The organism is Clavibacter sepedonicus (assembly GCF_000069225.1).
GTDB lineage: Bacteria > Actinomycetota > Actinomycetes > Actinomycetales > Microbacteriaceae > Clavibacter > Clavibacter sepedonicus.
The window spans coordinates 53,323-70,505 of the sequence record NC_010408.1; the positions used below are offsets into that span (position 1 = coordinate 53,323).

Annotated in this window: 19 protein-coding genes; 9 read left to right on the forward strand and 10 right to left on the reverse strand. The window is 66.6% G+C overall.

All coding sequences use genetic code 11. The annotated features are described in order from the left end of the window. Position 1: 1 nt before the first annotated feature. The 9 genes from CMS_RS15895 to CMS_RS15935 form a co-directional block, all read right to left on the reverse strand. The gene (locus CMS_RS15895) at positions 2 to 445 is read right to left on the reverse strand and encodes a hypothetical protein (protein ID WP_012300382.1); all 444 of its coding nucleotides are present in this window, start codon (positions 443 to 445) and stop codon (positions 2 to 4) included. Continuing rightward, positions 442 to 858, reverse strand: coding sequence for a hypothetical protein (locus tag CMS_RS15900; RefSeq protein WP_012300383.1), 417 nt, complete (start codon positions 856 to 858; stop codon positions 442 to 444). The genes CMS_RS15895 and CMS_RS15900 overlap by 4 nt, the downstream gene beginning before the upstream one ends. A 10-nt stretch (positions 859 to 868) precedes the next feature. After that, positions 869 to 1,084: a hypothetical protein gene (locus tag CMS_RS15905; protein ID WP_012300384.1), complete on the reverse strand. Its 216-nt coding sequence runs from the start codon at positions 1,082 to 1,084 to the stop codon at positions 869 to 871. Between the two features lie 18 nt (positions 1,085 to 1,102). Then, positions 1,103 to 1,897: a hypothetical protein gene (locus CMS_RS15910; protein WP_223842811.1), complete on the reverse strand. Its 795-nt coding sequence runs from the start codon at positions 1,895 to 1,897 to the stop codon at positions 1,103 to 1,105. 83 nt (positions 1,898 to 1,980) lie between these two features. Beyond that, complete coding sequence (locus CMS_RS15915; protein ID WP_223842812.1) at positions 1,981 to 2,715, reverse strand: type II secretion system F family protein; 735 nt, start codon at positions 2,713 to 2,715, stop codon at positions 1,981 to 1,983. Between the two features lie 131 nt (positions 2,716 to 2,846). Further along, a complete protein-coding gene (locus CMS_RS15920; RefSeq protein ID WP_012300387.1) occupies positions 2,847 to 4,448 on the reverse strand; it encodes a type II/IV secretion system ATPase subunit in 1,602 nt (533 codons plus the stop codon). Then, positions 4,448 to 5,284 (reverse strand): hypothetical protein, encoded by an 837-nt coding sequence (locus CMS_RS15925; RefSeq protein ID WP_012300388.1) that lies wholly within the window; start codon positions 5,282 to 5,284, stop codon positions 4,448 to 4,450. The genes CMS_RS15920 and CMS_RS15925 overlap by 1 nt, the downstream gene beginning before the upstream one ends. A gap of 2 nt (positions 5,285 to 5,286) precedes the next feature. After that, positions 5,287 to 5,982: an SAF domain-containing protein gene (locus CMS_RS15930; RefSeq protein ID WP_012300389.1), complete on the reverse strand. Its 696-nt coding sequence runs from the start codon at positions 5,980 to 5,982 to the stop codon at positions 5,287 to 5,289. A 180-nt stretch (positions 5,983 to 6,162) separates the two neighbouring features. Further along, positions 6,163 to 6,498: a winged helix-turn-helix domain-containing protein gene (locus CMS_RS15935; RefSeq protein WP_012300390.1), complete on the reverse strand. Its 336-nt coding sequence runs from the start codon at positions 6,496 to 6,498 to the stop codon at positions 6,163 to 6,165. A 175-nt stretch (positions 6,499 to 6,673) separates the two neighbouring features. Between CMS_RS15935 and CMS_RS16970 the strand changes: the two genes are divergently transcribed. Continuing rightward, positions 6,674 to 8,194, forward strand: a complete 1,521-nt coding sequence (locus tag CMS_RS16970) for a hypothetical protein (protein ID WP_133064132.1) — start codon at positions 6,674 to 6,676, stop codon at positions 8,192 to 8,194. A 19-nt stretch (positions 8,195 to 8,213) separates the two neighbouring features. Here the strand turns inward: CMS_RS16970 and CMS_RS15940 are convergent, their stop codons facing one another. Further along, positions 8,214 to 8,942 (reverse strand): hypothetical protein, encoded by a 729-nt coding sequence (locus CMS_RS15940; protein WP_012300392.1) that lies wholly within the window; start codon positions 8,940 to 8,942, stop codon positions 8,214 to 8,216. A 265-nt stretch (positions 8,943 to 9,207) separates the two neighbouring features. Here CMS_RS15940 and CMS_RS15945 point away from each other — a divergent pair, with 265 nt between their 5' ends. The 8 genes from CMS_RS15945 to CMS_RS16360 all read left to right on the forward strand — a co-directional run bounded on the left by CMS_RS15945 (position 9,208) and on the right by CMS_RS16360 (position 17,152). Continuing rightward, on the forward strand, positions 9,208 to 9,450 hold the full coding sequence (locus tag CMS_RS15945; RefSeq protein WP_012300393.1) for a hypothetical protein: 243 nt from the start codon (positions 9,208 to 9,210) through the stop codon (positions 9,448 to 9,450). Between the two features lie 3 nt (positions 9,451 to 9,453). Further along, on the forward strand, positions 9,454 to 10,482 hold the full coding sequence (locus CMS_RS15950; protein WP_012300394.1) for a conjugal transfer protein: 1,029 nt from the start codon (positions 9,454 to 9,456) through the stop codon (positions 10,480 to 10,482). A 2-nt stretch (positions 10,483 to 10,484) separates the two neighbouring features. Then, entirely contained in the window at positions 10,485 to 10,832 is a 348-nt protein-coding gene (locus CMS_RS15955) for a hypothetical protein (protein WP_012300395.1), read from the forward strand. Positions 10,833 to 10,958: 126 nt separating this feature from the next. Continuing rightward, positions 10,959 to 11,501 carry a hypothetical protein gene (locus CMS_RS15960; RefSeq protein WP_041465153.1) on the forward strand — a complete coding sequence of 181 codons (543 nt, stop codon included), beginning with the start codon at positions 10,959 to 10,961 and terminating at the stop codon, positions 11,499 to 11,501. Continuing rightward, positions 11,498 to 12,538 (forward strand): hypothetical protein, encoded by a 1,041-nt coding sequence (locus CMS_RS16355; RefSeq protein WP_049792026.1) that lies wholly within the window; start codon positions 11,498 to 11,500, stop codon positions 12,536 to 12,538. Before CMS_RS15960 ends, CMS_RS16355 begins: the two co-directional genes overlap by 4 nt. Then, positions 12,535 to 14,055 (forward strand): ATP-binding protein, encoded by a 1,521-nt coding sequence (locus CMS_RS15965; RefSeq protein ID WP_012300398.1) that lies wholly within the window; start codon positions 12,535 to 12,537, stop codon positions 14,053 to 14,055. The genes CMS_RS16355 and CMS_RS15965 overlap by 4 nt, the downstream gene beginning before the upstream one ends. Beyond that, positions 14,052 to 16,034, forward strand: coding sequence for a hypothetical protein (locus tag CMS_RS15970; protein WP_012300399.1), 1,983 nt, complete (start codon positions 14,052 to 14,054; stop codon positions 16,032 to 16,034). The genes CMS_RS15965 and CMS_RS15970 overlap by 4 nt, the downstream gene beginning before the upstream one ends. Positions 16,035 to 16,195: 161 nt before the next feature. Continuing rightward, positions 16,196 to 17,152: a C40 family peptidase gene (locus CMS_RS16360; protein WP_133064133.1), complete on the forward strand. Its 957-nt coding sequence runs from the start codon at positions 16,196 to 16,198 to the stop codon at positions 17,150 to 17,152. The last annotated feature ends 31 nt before the right edge of the window (positions 17,153 to 17,183 follow it).

Genomic DNA, 17,183 nt, shown 5'->3' on the forward strand with positions numbered 1-17,183 from the left:
GTCACCGCTCTCGGTAGGGGTCCACGGGACTCGTGGCCGTCTGCGTGATGGTCATGGATCCGGGGATCAGCGGGAACACCAGATCCGACGTGTTGATCGTGCACCGGACGGTCGCGGTCACCGTCCCGGTCTCCCCCAGCCGCGTGCTGAGCCCGTTCCCCCCGATCGAGAGATCCAGGCTCGCGCACGAGACGTTGCCCTCGAGCGCACGCACCGCCGCCGCCTTCGCATGAGGAACCGCCTCCACGGCAGTGCGGGAGAGCGACGCATCGCGCGCAGCCGCAGCCGCAGCGCTCGCGACGGTGTTATCCGCCGTCCCATACCGGCCCATGAACATAATCACCCCGATCAACGGCAGAATCACGCCCACGAGCACGATCGCCACCGCAGGCACCTCCTCGACCTCACCGCGCTCGTCCCGCAGCGCTCGCCGTAGTGCGTTCATGACGCGGGGACCCATCGTTCGATGGGTCCTGTGACCGTGCGGGACACTTCCGGGAGGGTGACACCTGGGATGAGCGAGAGAGCGCGGCCCGTGACGGTCACGGTGACGGTGGTCGGGGCACGTTCGACGCTCACGTTGGGCGAGGTGAGGTATCCCCCGGCCTGGGTGAGAACCTGCTCGCCCGCCGCGCGTCCGCTGTCGCTGTCAGCCTGGTAGGCGCGCGCGGTGCTGTAGGCCGCGGTGGCGGCGCTCTGGGCGATGTTCGTGCCTTGGAACCAGAGTGCGATTTGCACGCCGAAGAACACCATCAGCACGATGCCCGGGAGCACGATCGCATCGCCGGCATAGCCGTCGTCTTCGCGGAGTCGTGCCAGCGCATGTCGGGGCGAGCCGAGCCTCTTGATGATGGTCATGGTGGCGGCCTTAGCCGGGCAGCTTGCCGAGGTAACCGGTGACCCAGGCGGTGACGAGGCCGATGATGGTGAGCCCGAGGGCTACCCCGCCGATGATGAAGATCGCCTTGGTAGGCACGTCATCGAGGCCGGACTCGGGGTTCGAGCGGAGGTCCTCCAGGCGTGTGCGGAGTCCGGTGTCGATGCGGACGATCCGGGTGAGGACGAGGTCGTTGAGCTTGCTCATGGTGGTGCCTTTCGGTTCTCAGATCGTGGTCAGTTGGAGGACGAGGGGGACGAGGACAAGGGCGAGGACCGGTATGAGCGTCGCGAGTACGGGGTAGGTCATGGCGCTGGTGGCCCGGGCTGCGGCGTCGAGGTCGTCTGCGGCGACCTTGGCACGGAGCTTGTCGCAGGCCGCGCGAAGCTGGTCGCGGAGACCGACCCGGGCTTCGCCAAGTCGCATCATCCGTGCCATGTCCGTCAGGGCGGGGACCTCGAGCTGCTCGCCGAGCCGGTCAAGTGCGTCCCACTTCGAGACGCGTGTGAGGTCGGCGATCTGGTACTCGCGTCGGATCCGGCGGAAGGCCCAGGTGTCGGAGAGGCTCGCCGCCTTGCTCAAGGCGCTGTCAGGGGTGGTTGTACCGAGGAGGGTGACGGCGACCAGCTCGAGGTAGACGGTGACGAAGCGGGTGAACTCACGTCGCGCTTGTCGAGCCTTCGTGCGGACGGTTGCGTCGGGCGACAGCCACATCACCAGCGCGAGGGCCGGGCTGAGGAGGAGCGGTAGCGGGAAGAAGAATCCGAGAGCGAGCTGGAAGACGATGGGGAGGAAGAGGGGCCCGATGAATCCGATGGCTGCCAGCTGCAGCTTTCGCGCGTAGAAGGTGCTGACCGGGATCTCGAGGAGGTCGAGTTCCTTCGTTGGGGCAGCGAAGCCGCGGACGTTGGGCATGCGTCGGCTGATCCAGGTCCCGGCGCGGTCGGCGCGGGTTGAAGTGGTGACGGTGGGCGCGGCGGTGAGGTCGCCGAGCCGGGTGAGCGCGTCGTCAGCGAGCATGACGCGGGGGGCGAGCTGGAGGACGAGCACGGCCAGTCCAAGGCCGATGAGTGCGCCGGGGAGGAGCGCGATCAGCGCGGGGCTCATGTGCGCGCTCCATCCGAGATGGTCTGGATGATGCGGGCGTCCGGGAGGGTCTTGCTCTGGGACTTCGCCCACACCAGTATCAGCGCGAACATACCGATGATGACGACGAGGATGCTCTGCCCGAGAGGCGTGGAGAAGGACGCGAGCTGTGGTGAGCCGGAGAATACGACGATGCAGGCGAGCACGAACCCGACGATGCCGGTCATCTGCACGAGGGTGCGGCGTGGCTTGTCGCGCTCGTTGTAGATGAGGCGGCGCTGCTTGACCTGGGTGGCGAGGTTGTCGGCGAGCCCCTCGAGGGCCGTCGACAGGCCGCCGGCGTTGAACTCGGCCGCCTGGATCAGGTAGATGACGACCTCGTCTGCCCACGCGCTGTCGAGTTCGTCGGCGAAGGCGCGCAGCGCGTCGGTGTTGGACCAGGACCCTGACATGCGGTTGTTCAGCCGGTCGACCGTGACGCGGAGGATTGGTGGTGCAGCGGTGCGGCTGAGGTCGATGACCTCACGCAGCGTGAAGGTGCCGGTGTCTGCTGTTGCGGCGAGGCTCCGGGTCCACGCCTCGAGAGCGGACAGCAGGTCCCGCTCGGTGGTGTCCTGCTTGCTGAGCAGTAGGGGGAGCCCGACGAACGCGACGGGCGCGATGAGGACGAGAACGATGATCCCGGAGAGGCTTGCGCTGATGAGGCCGACCACAACTCCCAGAAGCAGGCTCGCCTTCGTCCTCGTGCTCACCTTGGACCACAGGGGTCGGGTGGCTCGGCGCTGAGAGCGGGGCCGCGGCGGGGGCGCGGGCTGGAAGGCACGGATCAGCACGAGGATGCCGCCCACGGTTGCAGCCCCAGCGAGTGCTGCGAGGAGTGCCATCAGTTCGCTCCGGTGTAGAAGAACTCGTCGTCGAGACCGGCTCGACGGAGGGTCGCGGCAAGGTCGGTGCTGGGCTTCTCCGGCATGTCGTACTGCTGCTTGTCGTAGTTCCAGGCGACCAGACGCGCGGCCATGGGGATCTGCTTGTTCGGCTGGGCGATGACTTCGGCGATCTCGGACACGATGCGGCGGCTGGTGCCGTCCGCGGTGGTGATGGTGTCGAGGTGCACGACGATGTTGATGCTGCGGAGCACCTGGCGCATGGGTGATGCATCGTCGCTGAGGCGCTGTTCCTCCATGAGGATGTCGACGAACCGGTCAAGTGCGTCAGCGGCGTTGCGGGCGTGGATGGTGGAGATGGAGCCCATGCCGGCCTTCATCGCGCGGATGGCGATGGGTCCTTCGGGGCCGCGGATCTCGCCGAACAGGATGCGCTTGGCGGAGGACCGGAGGGCGGCGAGGAAGGCGTCTTCAAGGGTGAAGCGGGCCTCCATGTCGGTGCCGGCGAGGGCGTAGGGGACGCACTCGAAGTCCTGGACTTGGGCGTGGCGGTGGGCGAGCTTTCCGAGGTAGAGCTCGCGTTCCGTCTCGATGGTGACGATCTTGTCGTCGCGGGGCACGGCGGACATCCAGCCGCGGAGGAATGTGGTCTTGCCGGTGCCGGCCCAGCCGGAGACGAGGGCGGAGAGGTTGGCGCGCACGAGCGCGTCCAGGAGCTGTCTCATCTTGGGCGTGATGGTGCCGAGCTCGACGAGGTTGTCGAGGTCGATGTCGACGTGGTTGTGCTTGCGGATGGTGATGTTGGGGACGGAGTTGTTGGGGCGTCCGACGCCGGCGAAGCGGGCGCCGCCGATGTCGAGGTCGACGCGACCGTAGGGTCGGCTGAACGCGCGGCCGCGCCAGCTGGCGATGTCGTAGATGATCCGCTCAAGGTCGTCGACGTTGTCGGCGCAGGCGGGGCGTCGCTCCTTGCGGCCGTTGGTCTTGGTGACCATGACGTTGTCGTGGCCGACGATGGAGATGTCCTCGACGTCCTCCTCGCGGAGGTACTGCTGGAGCCGGCCGTATCGGAAGACCGAGTCGAAGACGGCCTGGACGTACTGAGCACTCAAGGCATCGGACCACTCCTTCTCCGGGCCGCTGTTCATGCCGACCTGGCGGACGTGCTCCTTCACGCGCTTCTCGATTTGCGCGAGGACGCTCTCCTCGTAGGGAGTCTCAGGGGTTGCGGACGCTGTGGCGACGTCGAAGTCCTGGCGGCTGCGGCTGGATGCCGTGTCGATGTCCAAGGCCTTGACGAACCGGTCGACCTGGCGCCAGTCGATGGCGTTGGCTCCGGGACCGGCGACCGCCTCGAGACGCATCCGCGCCTCGGGGGTGCGGGGCCGCTTGAGAGGTTCGTCGGCCGACAACGGAGCCTCGGCCTCAGGAGCCGCGGAATCGACGAGGTGGAGCGTGGGCTGCCTGGTGGAGGCGGCGAAGAGGTGCGCCTGGCCGGTCGGGGCAGGGCGATGAGTGACAGGGATGTTGGCTGGACTGGTGAGGTCGGCGAGGAACGGGCGCTGGCTCATGTCGATCTCGGGTGCGGTCTCGTCGGTCATCACACTGCCTTCCGGTCGAGGTCGCTGGTGCTGTGCTCGTCGATCGCGGTGACCGCGCGACGGATCGCCTGGCGGTAGGAGTTGCGCTGCGGCTTAGGGTCAGGTCGGCCGAGCGAGAATACGGCTGCGCCGTCGGGGTCGAAGGGGAGGACGGCAAGGACGGGCATGACGTTCTTGTCGAAGGAGGAGGCCGGGATGGGCTCGGCTGGTGCGTCCGTGAGGAGGAGGCGGTACTTCTCGGCGCGTCCGACGCCGTCGAGGCGATCTGCGAGATCGGGGAGCTGGAGGCGCCGGTACATGCGGTTGAGGTCGACCATCGTGCTCGAGGCGATCGTGAGCACCTGGTCGGCGCCGTCGAGGATTGGGAGGCGGATGTCCTCGGGGTCGATGCGGCCGAGGTCGATGAGGACGTCGAAGCCGGCCTCGCTCAGCGATCGGAAGAGGCTCGGGAATCTGGCCCAGAGACCCTGAACTCCGTCGACGATGCCCAGCTGGAAGAACCCGGGGACGACCCACATGCGGTGCTGGGCGGGGATGGCGGGGATGGGGGTCTGCGGGATCTCGGGGAGCTCATGGACGGCGATGGCGAGACCGCATGCGGGGTAGATGAGGTCCTGCCAGGTCAGGAGGCCGCGGGAGAAGGCGACGGCGACCTTGTCGAGGCCACCGACTTCGGGGCGGAGGTTGGAGCGGAAGAACCCAGCCATGGCGGAGGTGACGTTGTGGGTCTCGGCCTCGAACACGATGACCGGGCGTGGCCAGTAGACGGCAGCCGCGAACGTGGCAGTGGTGACGCCGGGCGAGCCGGCGAAGGAGGTGAAGGCGATGACGGTCACGATCACTTCCCTTCGGGAGTGAGGTAGATCGCCACGGCCCCGGCAGCTGCCCGGCTGGTGAGGTCCGCTGCGGCCGTCGCGGGCACGTAGACGTCGACGGTAATGGTGTCGGCGGCTTCATCACGCGCGGTGGCCGAGACGTCTCCCGCGACGGCAGAAGACCCGCTGGTGACCGCTCCTGTAGCAGCAGCAGCCGCATCGGCGGCGACGGGAACGATCGCGACATGGTCGTCGGCGACGAGCGCCTGTGCGGGGAGCTGGGTGCGCTTGAGGGTCAGCCCAACGAGCGCCTTGCCGTCGGGGACGCTGAGGGCCGGCGCCACGGAGGACGACGTGACGAGGCTGCCGGCGGGGAGGTCGACGGTGGCGGTCTGCCCGATGACGTCCGCGGCATCCGCGACCGGGATCCCCTGGGTGTTCTGGCCCTGCGAGATGTCGAGGGTGCCGAGATCGGTCTGGCTGATGATCTGCCCTCGAGCAATGTCGCGGCTGCTGACGAACACCTGCTGGCTGTTCGAGTTGGAGGAGTAGATGAAGACCCCGCCAAGTGCGCCAGCGACGATAAGCGCGATGGCACCCGCCTTCCATGTCCACGGTCGCTTCACGCGCACAGGGGTGATGGAGTCCGCCCGCGCGGCTGAGCTCGGTGCGCGGGTGGCGGTGGCGCTCGTGGCGGGAACGGCGTCTGTGACAGTCACCAAGTTGTCCTCTCGTGGGTCCTACCTACAAGGGGTGGCCTCCGACGAGTGAAGTGGGTCAAATTTGCCCCCACGAGTTCTGTGCCTCCCGTCGACGGCTCCCCCGGGAGCTGCATCGACGGCAGTCTAGGCTGCTTGTGGTTTTTTCCACAAGCGCCGTGTTCCTGGAAAGATGCCAGGCTAGAGCGGACCGCGAATGGTGCGTCGGTATTCGTCCACAGCCCCGTCGAAGGCGGTCGCATCGGCTCGCCACTGCAGCCGGTTGCCCCCACCACCACCGCGGCCGGCGACGTCGGGATCTTGCTCCGGGATCAGGAAGCCCGCAGCGACGAGCGGCCTGATGTGCGCCTCGACACCCGCCCGGGTGAGTCCGAGTTCACTCATCAAGGTCGTCGCAGTACAGGGGCCATCCCGGAAGGCGATCTGGAGGATCCGCGCACGCGTCTCGGAGTAGCCAAGAGCGCGTGCTGACGATGCGAGGTACGGCGCATTCGCCGATTCGTCTCCAACCGTCATGGATCCATCATCCCCCATGCGTCGCGCCATGACCCCAGCCCCGCCACCTGCGGCCCTCTGCGTCAACGCCACCGTATCTTCGCCTTCGACGCAGGCCGAGTATTTCGATGAAACGTCGCTTAGGCGGGACGGCCACGCGAGCCCACTTTGCTTGACGAAGTGCCACACTTGCCACATGGACCGACAGAACGTGCTGCCTCGCTTTCCTGACTCGCCAACCGATTTGTCTCAATTGCGCGCCGATCCGGTATCGATTCACGTTGCGCCCTGGTTTTTTGGTGGCGTACCTGATGACATGAGCACCTTTGTTGCCTGGGACTTGACGCGCACCGGTGACGCCTATATGGGCCGAACTATAGAAAGCGTCAACGGCACGAAGCCCAACTTAGTGCGCACATCTAGGCTTGGTTTGGCTGCGGATCTTTCCGACCCGCGTGGGTACGACCGAGTCGCCGAACGACTGAGGTATCACGACGATATCACCCAGAATCGTGGATCGTGGGAACTAGCCCGACAGCTGCAGAAGGGGATCAGTGAACGCTACCCAAAGGAAGTTGCGCACGCCCTGGCCATATTCCGCGTACTCGTCAGTGGAGCAGAGGCCGCGAGTGATCTTCCCATGGTGATTACGAGTGCGACCGAAGGCTTGCGTGCCTCCAACTTTCACCATGCAGCACTCTTCTTAGTCGAATCGACTGATCGCCTGAGCCGACGGTACGGCGTCGCGCGTGCCATGCTGCACACCGGAGACCACGCCCCCGAACCTGACGCCAAAGAAGTCGACTTCTCGTCGTCGATTCGTCTCATGGAAGATGTGAATGTAGGCCTCTCCGCGTATCTAGAACCATTGGTTACTAGCCTCAGCCCTCACATATGGGCCACTACCGCCCCACGCCCCGGCGGGGTGATCGTGTTTATATTCGGGATCGCCATTAGCGCGAAGCCTATCCTCGACCTTGACCTCCTGGCCCTTTCCGAGCGGCCTGCTGGCGTAAAGGCGTTCATGGGGCTGGATGCTATTCCCCCAACCGCATATCCGGCGGCCTTGCGCTGGTGGACGAAGCAGCTCGACATCGTGTTCTCTCACCTTACCCAACCTGCAAATTATGTTTTAGATGGTCAGTACCATGCTCCATCCGCAGTGGAGCGCATGCTCGCGTTTGAGCAGCTTTGCCGTTCGGTTCAGGTCATAGGCAGCTCTCGAGATGGTCACGCCCGTCGTCTTGCGCTTTTTCACACACTCGATTCACTTGGCGGACTGAACAAGACGCTGACCCGCGATCGAGCGACCACGCTGTCAAAGATGCAGGCCGTACTTGCGGACTTAGAGACGCGTCTTCCATTCGACATCCAGGCTGTCTTATTGCCTCGCGCTCACGCCGCGGTGGCGGCTTTGCAGGACGTCCAAAACGGCTTCTTCATGGTCTCACGGATTCGTGGGAACGAGATTCTACTGCCAGATAAGCATGGCGGCGAGAGCTTGGTGCCACTCGCCACCGCCGCACGGGAGTGGCTGACGGTGTTGCGGAACAGCCAGCATGGAATGGATAAGGCACCGACGCCACGCACTCGCGCTTTACTTTCGGCACATACCGGAGATCTGTCGCCCCGTATTGCGGATCTGGCGTGGCTGAGCTTGCTTGAAATATTGGCGCGGCCTGACCTTCTAGTTCGCGCCCCACGTGCTTCTCATTAGCGAGTGAGCCGATCGGCGGCTAGATGTACGAAGCCTCTGCCGCAATCGACAGGCGCTTGCGAATGCGCTTCAGGCGCGTGCGCAGTCCGTCGACGGTGATCTTCAGGTCGGCAGCGATCGTCATGTGGGACTCGTCTCCCAGGGACGCGCGGCTCAGCAGAGCCACCTCGCTGGAGGTGATGACGTTGGTGTCCACGGCCCACGTGAACAGGTTGGCCAGCTGTGCGTCGGGGCTCTCGCCCGGGTCCTCCCACGCGCCGGCGACATGCTCGAGGATCTCGTCGGACACCGGGTGCGTGTGGCTGGCGATCACGCGGTCGTTGGCGGTCGCCGCCGGCGCGAGGATGCTCAGCATTCCCATGGTCAGGTTCGCCATGACACGTCGGCTGAGGTGGAGCTTGTACGTGCGGATGCTCTCCCACGCAGCTCCGAGAGCGAAGCCCACGCGGTCCGTGCGGTCGAGTTCATCGAGGGCTCGGACGCGGTGCGCCATCCGTCGGGCCGCCGGCACGAGGGCCTGCACCAGGATTCGCTCAGCGCCTCGATGTCCCTCGCGCGCCAGGCAGAGCAGAGCGTGCAGCAGCTCGTCCTGTTCGGCGCCGGTGGCAGTCCGGATCCTCTCGAGCAGGACGTCGCCGCGCTGCGCGCCGAGCGCCCCGTAGACGCTCATCCGCCCGGCGAGATCGGTGTCCCACTCGATGTTCAGCTTCGTGATCAGCGGCGTGATGGGGCTGGCGGTGGCAGTCATGCGGCGCTCCTGGAGAGACGGTCAGTGGTCTCCCCCGACGGTCCTCACGAGGCGTGTACCCCCGCGTGTACCGCCTTGGCCCCGCGACATCGGACGCGTGTCTTCGTCCGCTTGGCGCGCTGACGGGCCCGCAAACATGCGGGTCGCACGCGTGTGCTGGGGGTTCTGCAGATCCGTCGAAGTTTTTTGACCCACTCCCCCTCGCAGATCGCACCCCTCATAGGTGACGGGCCAAATCGGTCCGACCCGTGAAGGGAGAGACCCGATGGCCACCGACCGACCCGCCACCCGCGCACCGGAGATCACCGACGAGCTCCTCGTCGAGCTGCAGAGCCACGCGACCGTCCTCGCCGCGAAGGACCAAGCCGAGGAGATCGCCCTCGACCTCCACGAGGACCCGTTCAGCCCGACGACCCGCAGCAGGGTCCTCGGCTGGTTCAAGTCCGACACCTACCGCGCCGCCACTCAGCGCGCCCGTGCCCTCCGTGGGGCCCCGGAGGTGGAGTGACCGATGAAGCTCCTGAAGAAGAACTCGGCACCGTCCGGGCAGCCCACGCCTCCGCCCGCGCCCGCGCTCGGCGCCACGCCGAAGGCGCCGACGCCGTCGTCCGCGAAGTGGACCAACGGATCAGCTCTGGGTGCCCGGGGGGTCTCTGCGCTGGTCGGGATCGCTGTCGTGTGTGGGCCGGTCGCTCTCGGTGCGCAGATGTTCACGTCCAGCGCACCGGTACAGAGCGCTCCGGCGCAGGCCGAAGCGGCGTTGAGCACAACGCAGCAGTCTGCCGGCGGGTACGCCGTCGGCTACGTCGGCGCATGGCTGAGCTCAACCCGTGACGACAGCGCCTCGCTGAGCAACTACTTCGCCGGCTCGACGCTGAGCCTGTCGACGACACCGTTCGAGTACCGCAACATCGCCGTCGCATCTCTCACGCCGTCCACCGCCGGGGATCTCATGACGGTCGTGGTCGCCGCCGACGTGAAGGACGAGCAACTGTCCGATTCCAAGAAGGCACCATCCTGGCCGCGGCGGTATTTCCAGGTCGCTGTGAGCACTTCCGGGAGCACGCTCGCCGCCCTCACTCTTCCCGCGCCGGTCGCTGGGCCGGGTTCGACGACCAATGCGCCGCCAACGGACTACCCAGCGTCGGTTTCGACGGCGGATCCGCTTGGAGGCAGCGTGATGTCGTTCCTCACCTCCTATCTCACGGGACAAGGAGCCGTCGAGCCTTATACGTCTCCTAATGCGGGTATCAGCGCGATCACGCCGGCGCCGTACACAGCTCTCACGCCCGTCTCCATCACTGCGGACGCCAAGCCCGTGGCCAAGCCGCAGGACGGCTCCACCGCCGCAGTTCTCGCCACGATCACGACTCAGAACGCAGTCAGCCAGACCCTGACCGCCACATACGCACTGACGCTGACCGCGCGCGCGAACCGATGGGAAGTCTCCGCCATCGAGGCGGCGCCGAAGGTCTCTACCACGCCCAATGCCACCCCCACCCCTGCACCAACCGGTGCTAGCAGCTCGGAAGGAAAGTAGTCATGTCCGCACTTCTTCTCACCGTCACCGACCCGTCCGTTCTCGCCAACGCCGCTGACCCCCAGGTTCTCGCTGCCGGAATCATGGCCACCGCGTCGGACCAGCTCACGCAGTTTCAGCAGCTCCTCCTCAAGGCCGCAGGCGTCGCTGGCATCATCTTTCTCGCGAAGATCGCTTACGACAAAGGTCTGGGTATGGCAGCCGTGCTGAGCGGCGTTCTCGTCGTTGGTGTATTCCTGTGGGCGGTCAACGGTGGAGCCGACTGGTTTCAGAAGCAGGTTTCGGGGCAGGTCAACACTACGGCGAGCATTGTTCTCGTGACGCCTGAACCGCCTGCGTCGTTGGTCTGAGTCGCTGTGTCTGATCTGCAGAACGCTTCGCGAGTAGCAAGGTTCTACACGAGCGCGCGGCGTATTCCGATCTTGCTCGGGAAGTGGCCGAATGGTGGTCGCATTCCGGGGGGTCCGTACCGCATCGTGCAGCTCGTCGTCGGCAGCCTGGTTTTCGTCATCGGGTGGAACACGCGCTGGCTGTGGGGTGGCTCGCAGATCCCCTTGGCACAGCTCTTCACACTCGTGTTGGTCACTGCCGCCGCGACCTGGTTATCGGGCCGGATCCCGTCCACGAAGCGGAAGCTCCCGAATCTGCTCATGGACTCCATGACCGCGCTGACCGCACCAGGCCACGGCACGTACCGGGGCCGCATTTTCCGGTTGGCGCCGCCTCATGTGGCGGGAGGGGCCGTGTTGCTCGGCGACGGGCTGCTCGAACACCCCGCAGATGACATCGAGTCGTCTGTAGAGGCGCACGAGCCCGCTGCGGAGTCTGGCCCTAGTTCCGTCGTGCATTCGGCAGCGCCCGTCCTCGTAGCCGCGGCCGACCCGGCGGACGCTCCTTCGCCTTCATCGGAGGCGACCGAGGGGCTTCCCGACAACGTCATTCCGCTCGTCCCTCGTTCGTCGTACGGGACCGGGCTCGAGCGCCTGCTGGATCAGGCCCGACGAAAGGAAAACTCATGATGCGCGTTCCCGCCATCGCGATGACCGAACACCTGATGTGGACGCGGCACGGCACCGTATGGGCCACGTGGCGACTGCAGGGCTTGCCCAAGGGCTTCGGCACATCCGAGAAGACCAAGGAGTCGGTGCATGCGCACCGCGCCCTCATCCAGTCCTTCCATGGTGAGTCGCTGCTGCTGGGGCTGACCGCGGATATGGACCCCGTCACGCTCGTGAACCAGATGCTCGACGGGGTGAACATCCTCGAGCACCGTGGATGGGCAGAGGAGGCGATGCTGACGCTCGACAGCCTGGCCGAGCGTGCACTTGGCCGCCGGGAGTTCTGGCTCGCCGTCCCGCTACGCACCGGGGGCTTGAAGAACGAGCTCCGCGTCGCCGCCCGACAGGCCGACACCTCTGCGCGGGAGATGCTCGCGTTGCCGCTGCGACCTCCGTCGGCGCACGAGATCACGGACGCGCTGCAGGCGGCCGGGAAGATCGAAGAGCAGCTGCCCGACGCGTTCAAGGCGCACCGGGCCACAGTCGCGGAGCAGGTCTGGATCGCGGCGCATGCGCAGAACCGCGGGCTGCAGATCGACCTTGCGGCTCCGATGCCTACGGGCTCGCCTGCCCGCGGTGTGGCCACCCGCTTCCGCCGGCAGGCGTCGTCCCCCGTCCGCCCGAGCAGCGTCTTCCCTCACCCGCTTCTCGATGAGGCCGGTCAGTCCGACCGGGCCAACAAAGGCGCACGCTTCGACCCGCTGAACCGCCGCTTCCTCAAGGTCACGAACCTGCGCGACGACATCACCTCGTACCAGGTCATGCTCGCGCTGAGCGGATCGCCGAAGGGCGGGTGGGACGAGGACGCCAAGTGGATGAACCGTATCGACCAGCTCGGCGTCGACGCGGACTGGGCGTGGCGTCTTCGCACTTCACCCGCACTCGCCGCGAGGCACCGCAACAAGCGGACCGAGGCCAACCTCTCTGACCAGCTGGAGCAGCAAGAGGGCACGGCCGCGATCACCGGTGGGGCGGGGAGCTCGACGAGGCGGCGATGACCCTGCAGAGCTACCACTCCGCGCTGGGCAGTAGCGAGAAGGAGGTGGAGGTCCAGGGCACGCTCATCATCGCGGTCGGCGGCGCCACTCCGGAGGAAGCACGCGACAAGGCGGAGTTCCTCCGGAAGGACTTCAAGAACTTGGACTTCCCTCTCGAGGTGCCGCTAGGCGCCCAGGAAGCCCTGTGGTGGGCGATGTGGCCCGGGGTGCCCACGGAGCGGCAGGTGAAGGAGTTCACCGAGATCACCACCGGTCACGACTTCTCCACCCTGGTGCCGATCACGTCGTCGGACCTCGGTGACGACAAGGGGTTGCTGTTCGCCGAGAACACCACGTCCGGCACCGCCCGGCCGGTGTTCCTGAACCTCGAGGGCCAGATCCAGGGAGACGTTTCCGGCTCGATGGGTGTGGCAGCTGAGCCTGGCGCCGGCAAGACCATCGTCCTCAAGGACACCATCGGCGCCGTGCACGATCGGGGCGGCATCTTCGTCGCCATCGATAGGACCGCTTCCTGCGAGTACGGCACCTTCGCTCGGTCGCTGGATCCCGAGCACACCTCGATCGTCGATCTGACGGAGCCGGAGTTCTCGCTGGACCCGCTACGGGTCTTCGGCCCTGTCGTGGGCGCATCGCACATGCAGACGCTGCTCTCCGCGCTGCTGGGCGTGCCCGCCCGCTCTGACGGCGGTGTGCTGCTCTCCGAGCTCCTGGCGCCGGAGTACGCCGTCAAGCACCAGCTCACCGACGCCGGCGCGCTGCTCGAGCACGTCCGAGGCCTGGCCACGACGAACGCTGAGGCCAAGAGACTCGCCGGTCTGATGGGTCTCTACGCGAACAAACAGTACGGCGCGGTCCTGTTCGACGGAGATCTCAAGCCCCTGGATCTCACTTCCCGGGGGATCGTGTTCCTCACCCACGGCGTTGCGCTCCCGGAAGCACACGAGCTCACCAATCCCGACCTCTTCCGCGAGATGGGACTCCCCAAGCTCTTCGGGCGCGCCATGTACGCGCTACTGATCAGCATCGCTCGCGAGATCTGCTTCGGGAACAAGGACGTCCTCACCCTGTTCGTCGTCGACGAGTGCTTCCACGTCACCGCCTCCATCGAAGGAGCTCAGGAGCTTCTGACCTTCTATCGCGATGGCCGGAAGCACATGGCGCCCGTCCTGGTGGCCAGCCAGGATGCACGCGACTTCGGCGACGAAATCAGTCGAGGACTGATCAAGAACCGCATCTTGATGAGGCAGACCGACACCGACCTCGCCATCACGAACCTCGAGTGGTTCCACAAGGACTTCGGCACCGACGAGGAGCTGGTCAAGACGGTCACCGAGGACCTCTCCCCCCTCGGGCCCGACAACACGGTCCCCGCGGAGCGCCGCGGCGAAGGCCTGATGCGCGACGCACAGGGCCGGATGGGCAAGATCCGCAAGACCGTGTCGCTGCGGCCGGAGCGCCGGAAGGCGACGCTCTCGACCCCGGGCATGCGCGGCGATCGAGAGAAGGTCGCGTCGTGATCGCCGCTCACCTCGCCACGGCGTACCGCACCGCTCGCTACCGCGTCCGGCTCCTGCAGCGGTGGGTGCTCACTCACCCCCGGCGCAGCGTGGTCTTCGCCCTCATCGCCGGCTGGCTGGTCATGGCCTACCTGGGCACCCCCTCCGCCTACGCGGACGGCGACGGGGACGTGACCCTGCCGTGGCTGCCGCCGAATGCCGTGTCGGATTCGCACGGTGTGAGCCTCACCCACTACGCGATCTTGCCCCTGGACCGAGGGGACGCCTGGACGATGCAGAAGTCCTTCCTGTCGAACATCATCGACTTCATCTGGACGCCCATCGTGGGCACCATCGCCTGGGTGCTCTGGCTCTTCCAGTGGCTGCTGGAGTTCTCCTGGGTCGGCTGGCTGGCGACGCCCATCAGCGGGATCTCCACGACGCTGCAGCAGTTCATGAGCGGCATCGGTTGGATCCCGTTCGCGCTCGTGCTCACCGCGTTCGTCGCCGGCATGGTCTTCATGTCCGGCCGCTACGCCGCCGGCGGATTCGAGTTCCTGATCTCGATCATCTGCGCGGTGATGGCTGTCGGCATCCTCGCCAACCCCGTGGGAACCCTCACCGGCGACACCGGGGTACTCCACTGGTCTCGGTCGTGGGGAGGGAACCTCGCCGCCAGCGTGGCCTCCGACGACGGGAAGATCTCGACCGCCGACCCGACCCCCGACGACGCGGCGAAGGTCCTCTCCAGCACGATCACCAGCCAGCTTGTCGACGTCTTCGTGCGCCGACCTGCGCAGGTCATCGCGTTCGGGAAGGAGCTCACGGGCCCCTGCGACGACGTCTTCACCACGCAGATGACGGCCGCGAATCCGATCGACTCGTCGTCGACGAGCGTCCGTGACGCGGTCGGATCGTGTGACAGCGGTGCCGGGAAGTACGTGACCAACCCCAACTTTGGACAGATCTTCACCGTGCTCACGATCGCGAGTGGATCCACCATCCTCATGACGCTGGGCGTCGGCTTCGCCTTGATCCTGTTCGGGACGGTGATCTACGCCCTCTACCAGGCGCTCAAGCTGACCGGGGCGGTGTACGCCGCCGTGGCGCCCGGTGTGGCTCGGGAGGCGCTGTGGAAGTCGCTGTTCGGCATGTACCTCGCGGCCATGTTCGTCGGTGCCTCCGTGATCCTGCTCGCCGCCTACCTCAAGATCCTGGTCAGCATGCTCACGAGTGCGAGCGCAGCCGGGATGAACATCCTCGGCCAGACGTCCCTGATCAGCACGGTCGTCACGGCGCTGCTGATCATGCTGGTCTACATCAGGCACCGGGTGCACAAGGCGGGAGATTCGCTCGCCAAGAGGCTCGCTCGTCTCGGTTTCGGCCGTGCGTCCGCGCCGCGCAACCGGCCTCTGGCGAAGGAGGCCCTCCGCGCGGCCGAGCGTTTCATCCCGAGGCCCCAAGCACCGGCGCCGGAGACCTCCCAGTGGGGCATGTGGTTTGCGCGGCGCACGCAGATGCCTGGTGTCGCAGGCCCTGAGCCGCGGGACGCTGGTCACTTCACGGCGAGTCCGGTTCCGGCGCCGAATGGCCACAGCGGCGGCGGTGCCGTCAGCGCGGCGCTCGGGGGCGTAGGTACCGCCGCTCAGCTCGCTCTGAGCGCCGCCTCCGGAGGTTCCTCGTCCGTCGCGGTGAAGCTCGCGCACATGGCTGGGACCCAGGTGCTCCAGCGGCACCTGGTCGTACCCGAACAGGGCGCACAACGCCCCTCGCGGGACCGTGACCTTCCCCGCGAGTTGAGCCAGGCGGCGCCTCACGCCACCATCCCGTTCGGTCGGCAGATCGTCGTCGGTCCCGACGGGACAGGCCGTGTCGCTCCCGCCGCCTCGCCCACGGCACGGACCTACCGAGCGACAGTCGTTCGGCCACCCCGGAATGCCCGGGTCGATCCTCTGCGCGACTCCCTCAAGCGCGCGGCCATGCGGGAGCTGACGCCATGAAGCGGGGATGGCTGCTCTCTATCGTCGCTACGGCACTCGTGGTGCCCTGCGCGCTCTTCGGGAGCCTTCTGATGCTGACGATGGAGATGGTCAGCGGAGCGGCCGGCGGAGGCGGGCACGTGACCTCTTGTGGCGGACGCGGAGGGGCACCGTCGACCGCCTTGACGAAGCTGACCGTGCCCACGCGAACGTCGACCAGCAGCATCGAGCTGTCCGCCGGCCAGCTGCAGAATGCGGCGACGATCATCTCAGTCGGTCAGTCGATGAACGTGCCCCCCGCGGGGCTCAAGGTGGCCTTGATGGTGGCGCTGCAGGAATCGACCCTGCGGAACCTCGCCAACACGACCGTGCAGGCTTCGCTGGCGTACCCGCATGACGACACCGGACACGACCACGACTCCGTGAACATGTTCCAGCAGAGGCCGAGCGCCGGGTGGGGAACCGTTGAGGAGCTGATGCACCCCGAGTACGCCGCCAAGGCGTTCTTCGGCGGCCCGGCCGGCCCGAACAACGGCTCGCCGCGCGGCCTGCTCGACGTGCCCGACTGGCAGCAGATGGCCCCGACCGATGCCGCTCAAGCAGTGCAGGTGTCTGCGACTCCGAGCGCGTACGCGCGATGGGATAAGGCCGCCGACGAGCTCATGTCCGCCGGCGGTGCCGGCAAGGTCAGCTGCACCACGGACACCGTCGGCGGCGGCGGGTCGTGGAAGGCCCCCAACGGGAAGACCGGGCAGGACCTCGTCACGTACGCCGAGCAGTTCGTCGGGAAGGTGCCCTACTCCGGTGCGTGCGGGAGCTCCGGAAGCCCGACCGCCGGCTGGTGCTGCACGGGGTTCGTCTACTACGTCTACCACCAGGTGCTCGGCATCGATCTGCCGAGCACGGTCGTGAGCGGGCAGCTGGCGATGGCGACTCAGATCCCGGCCTCCCAGGCTCAGGCCGGGGACCTCGTGGCGTGGGTAGGTCACCACATCGGGATCTACGACGGCAACGGCGGGCTGATCCACTCTCCGGACTGGGGTCGCAAGCTCGAGCACGCCAAGAGCTACGACTTCACGATCGGCGGTGCAGGGCCCACGTTCTACCGGGTCAACGCCTTGGGCTCCGGGAGCTGGTGACGATGCGATCACGTCCTCGTCTCCTGATCGC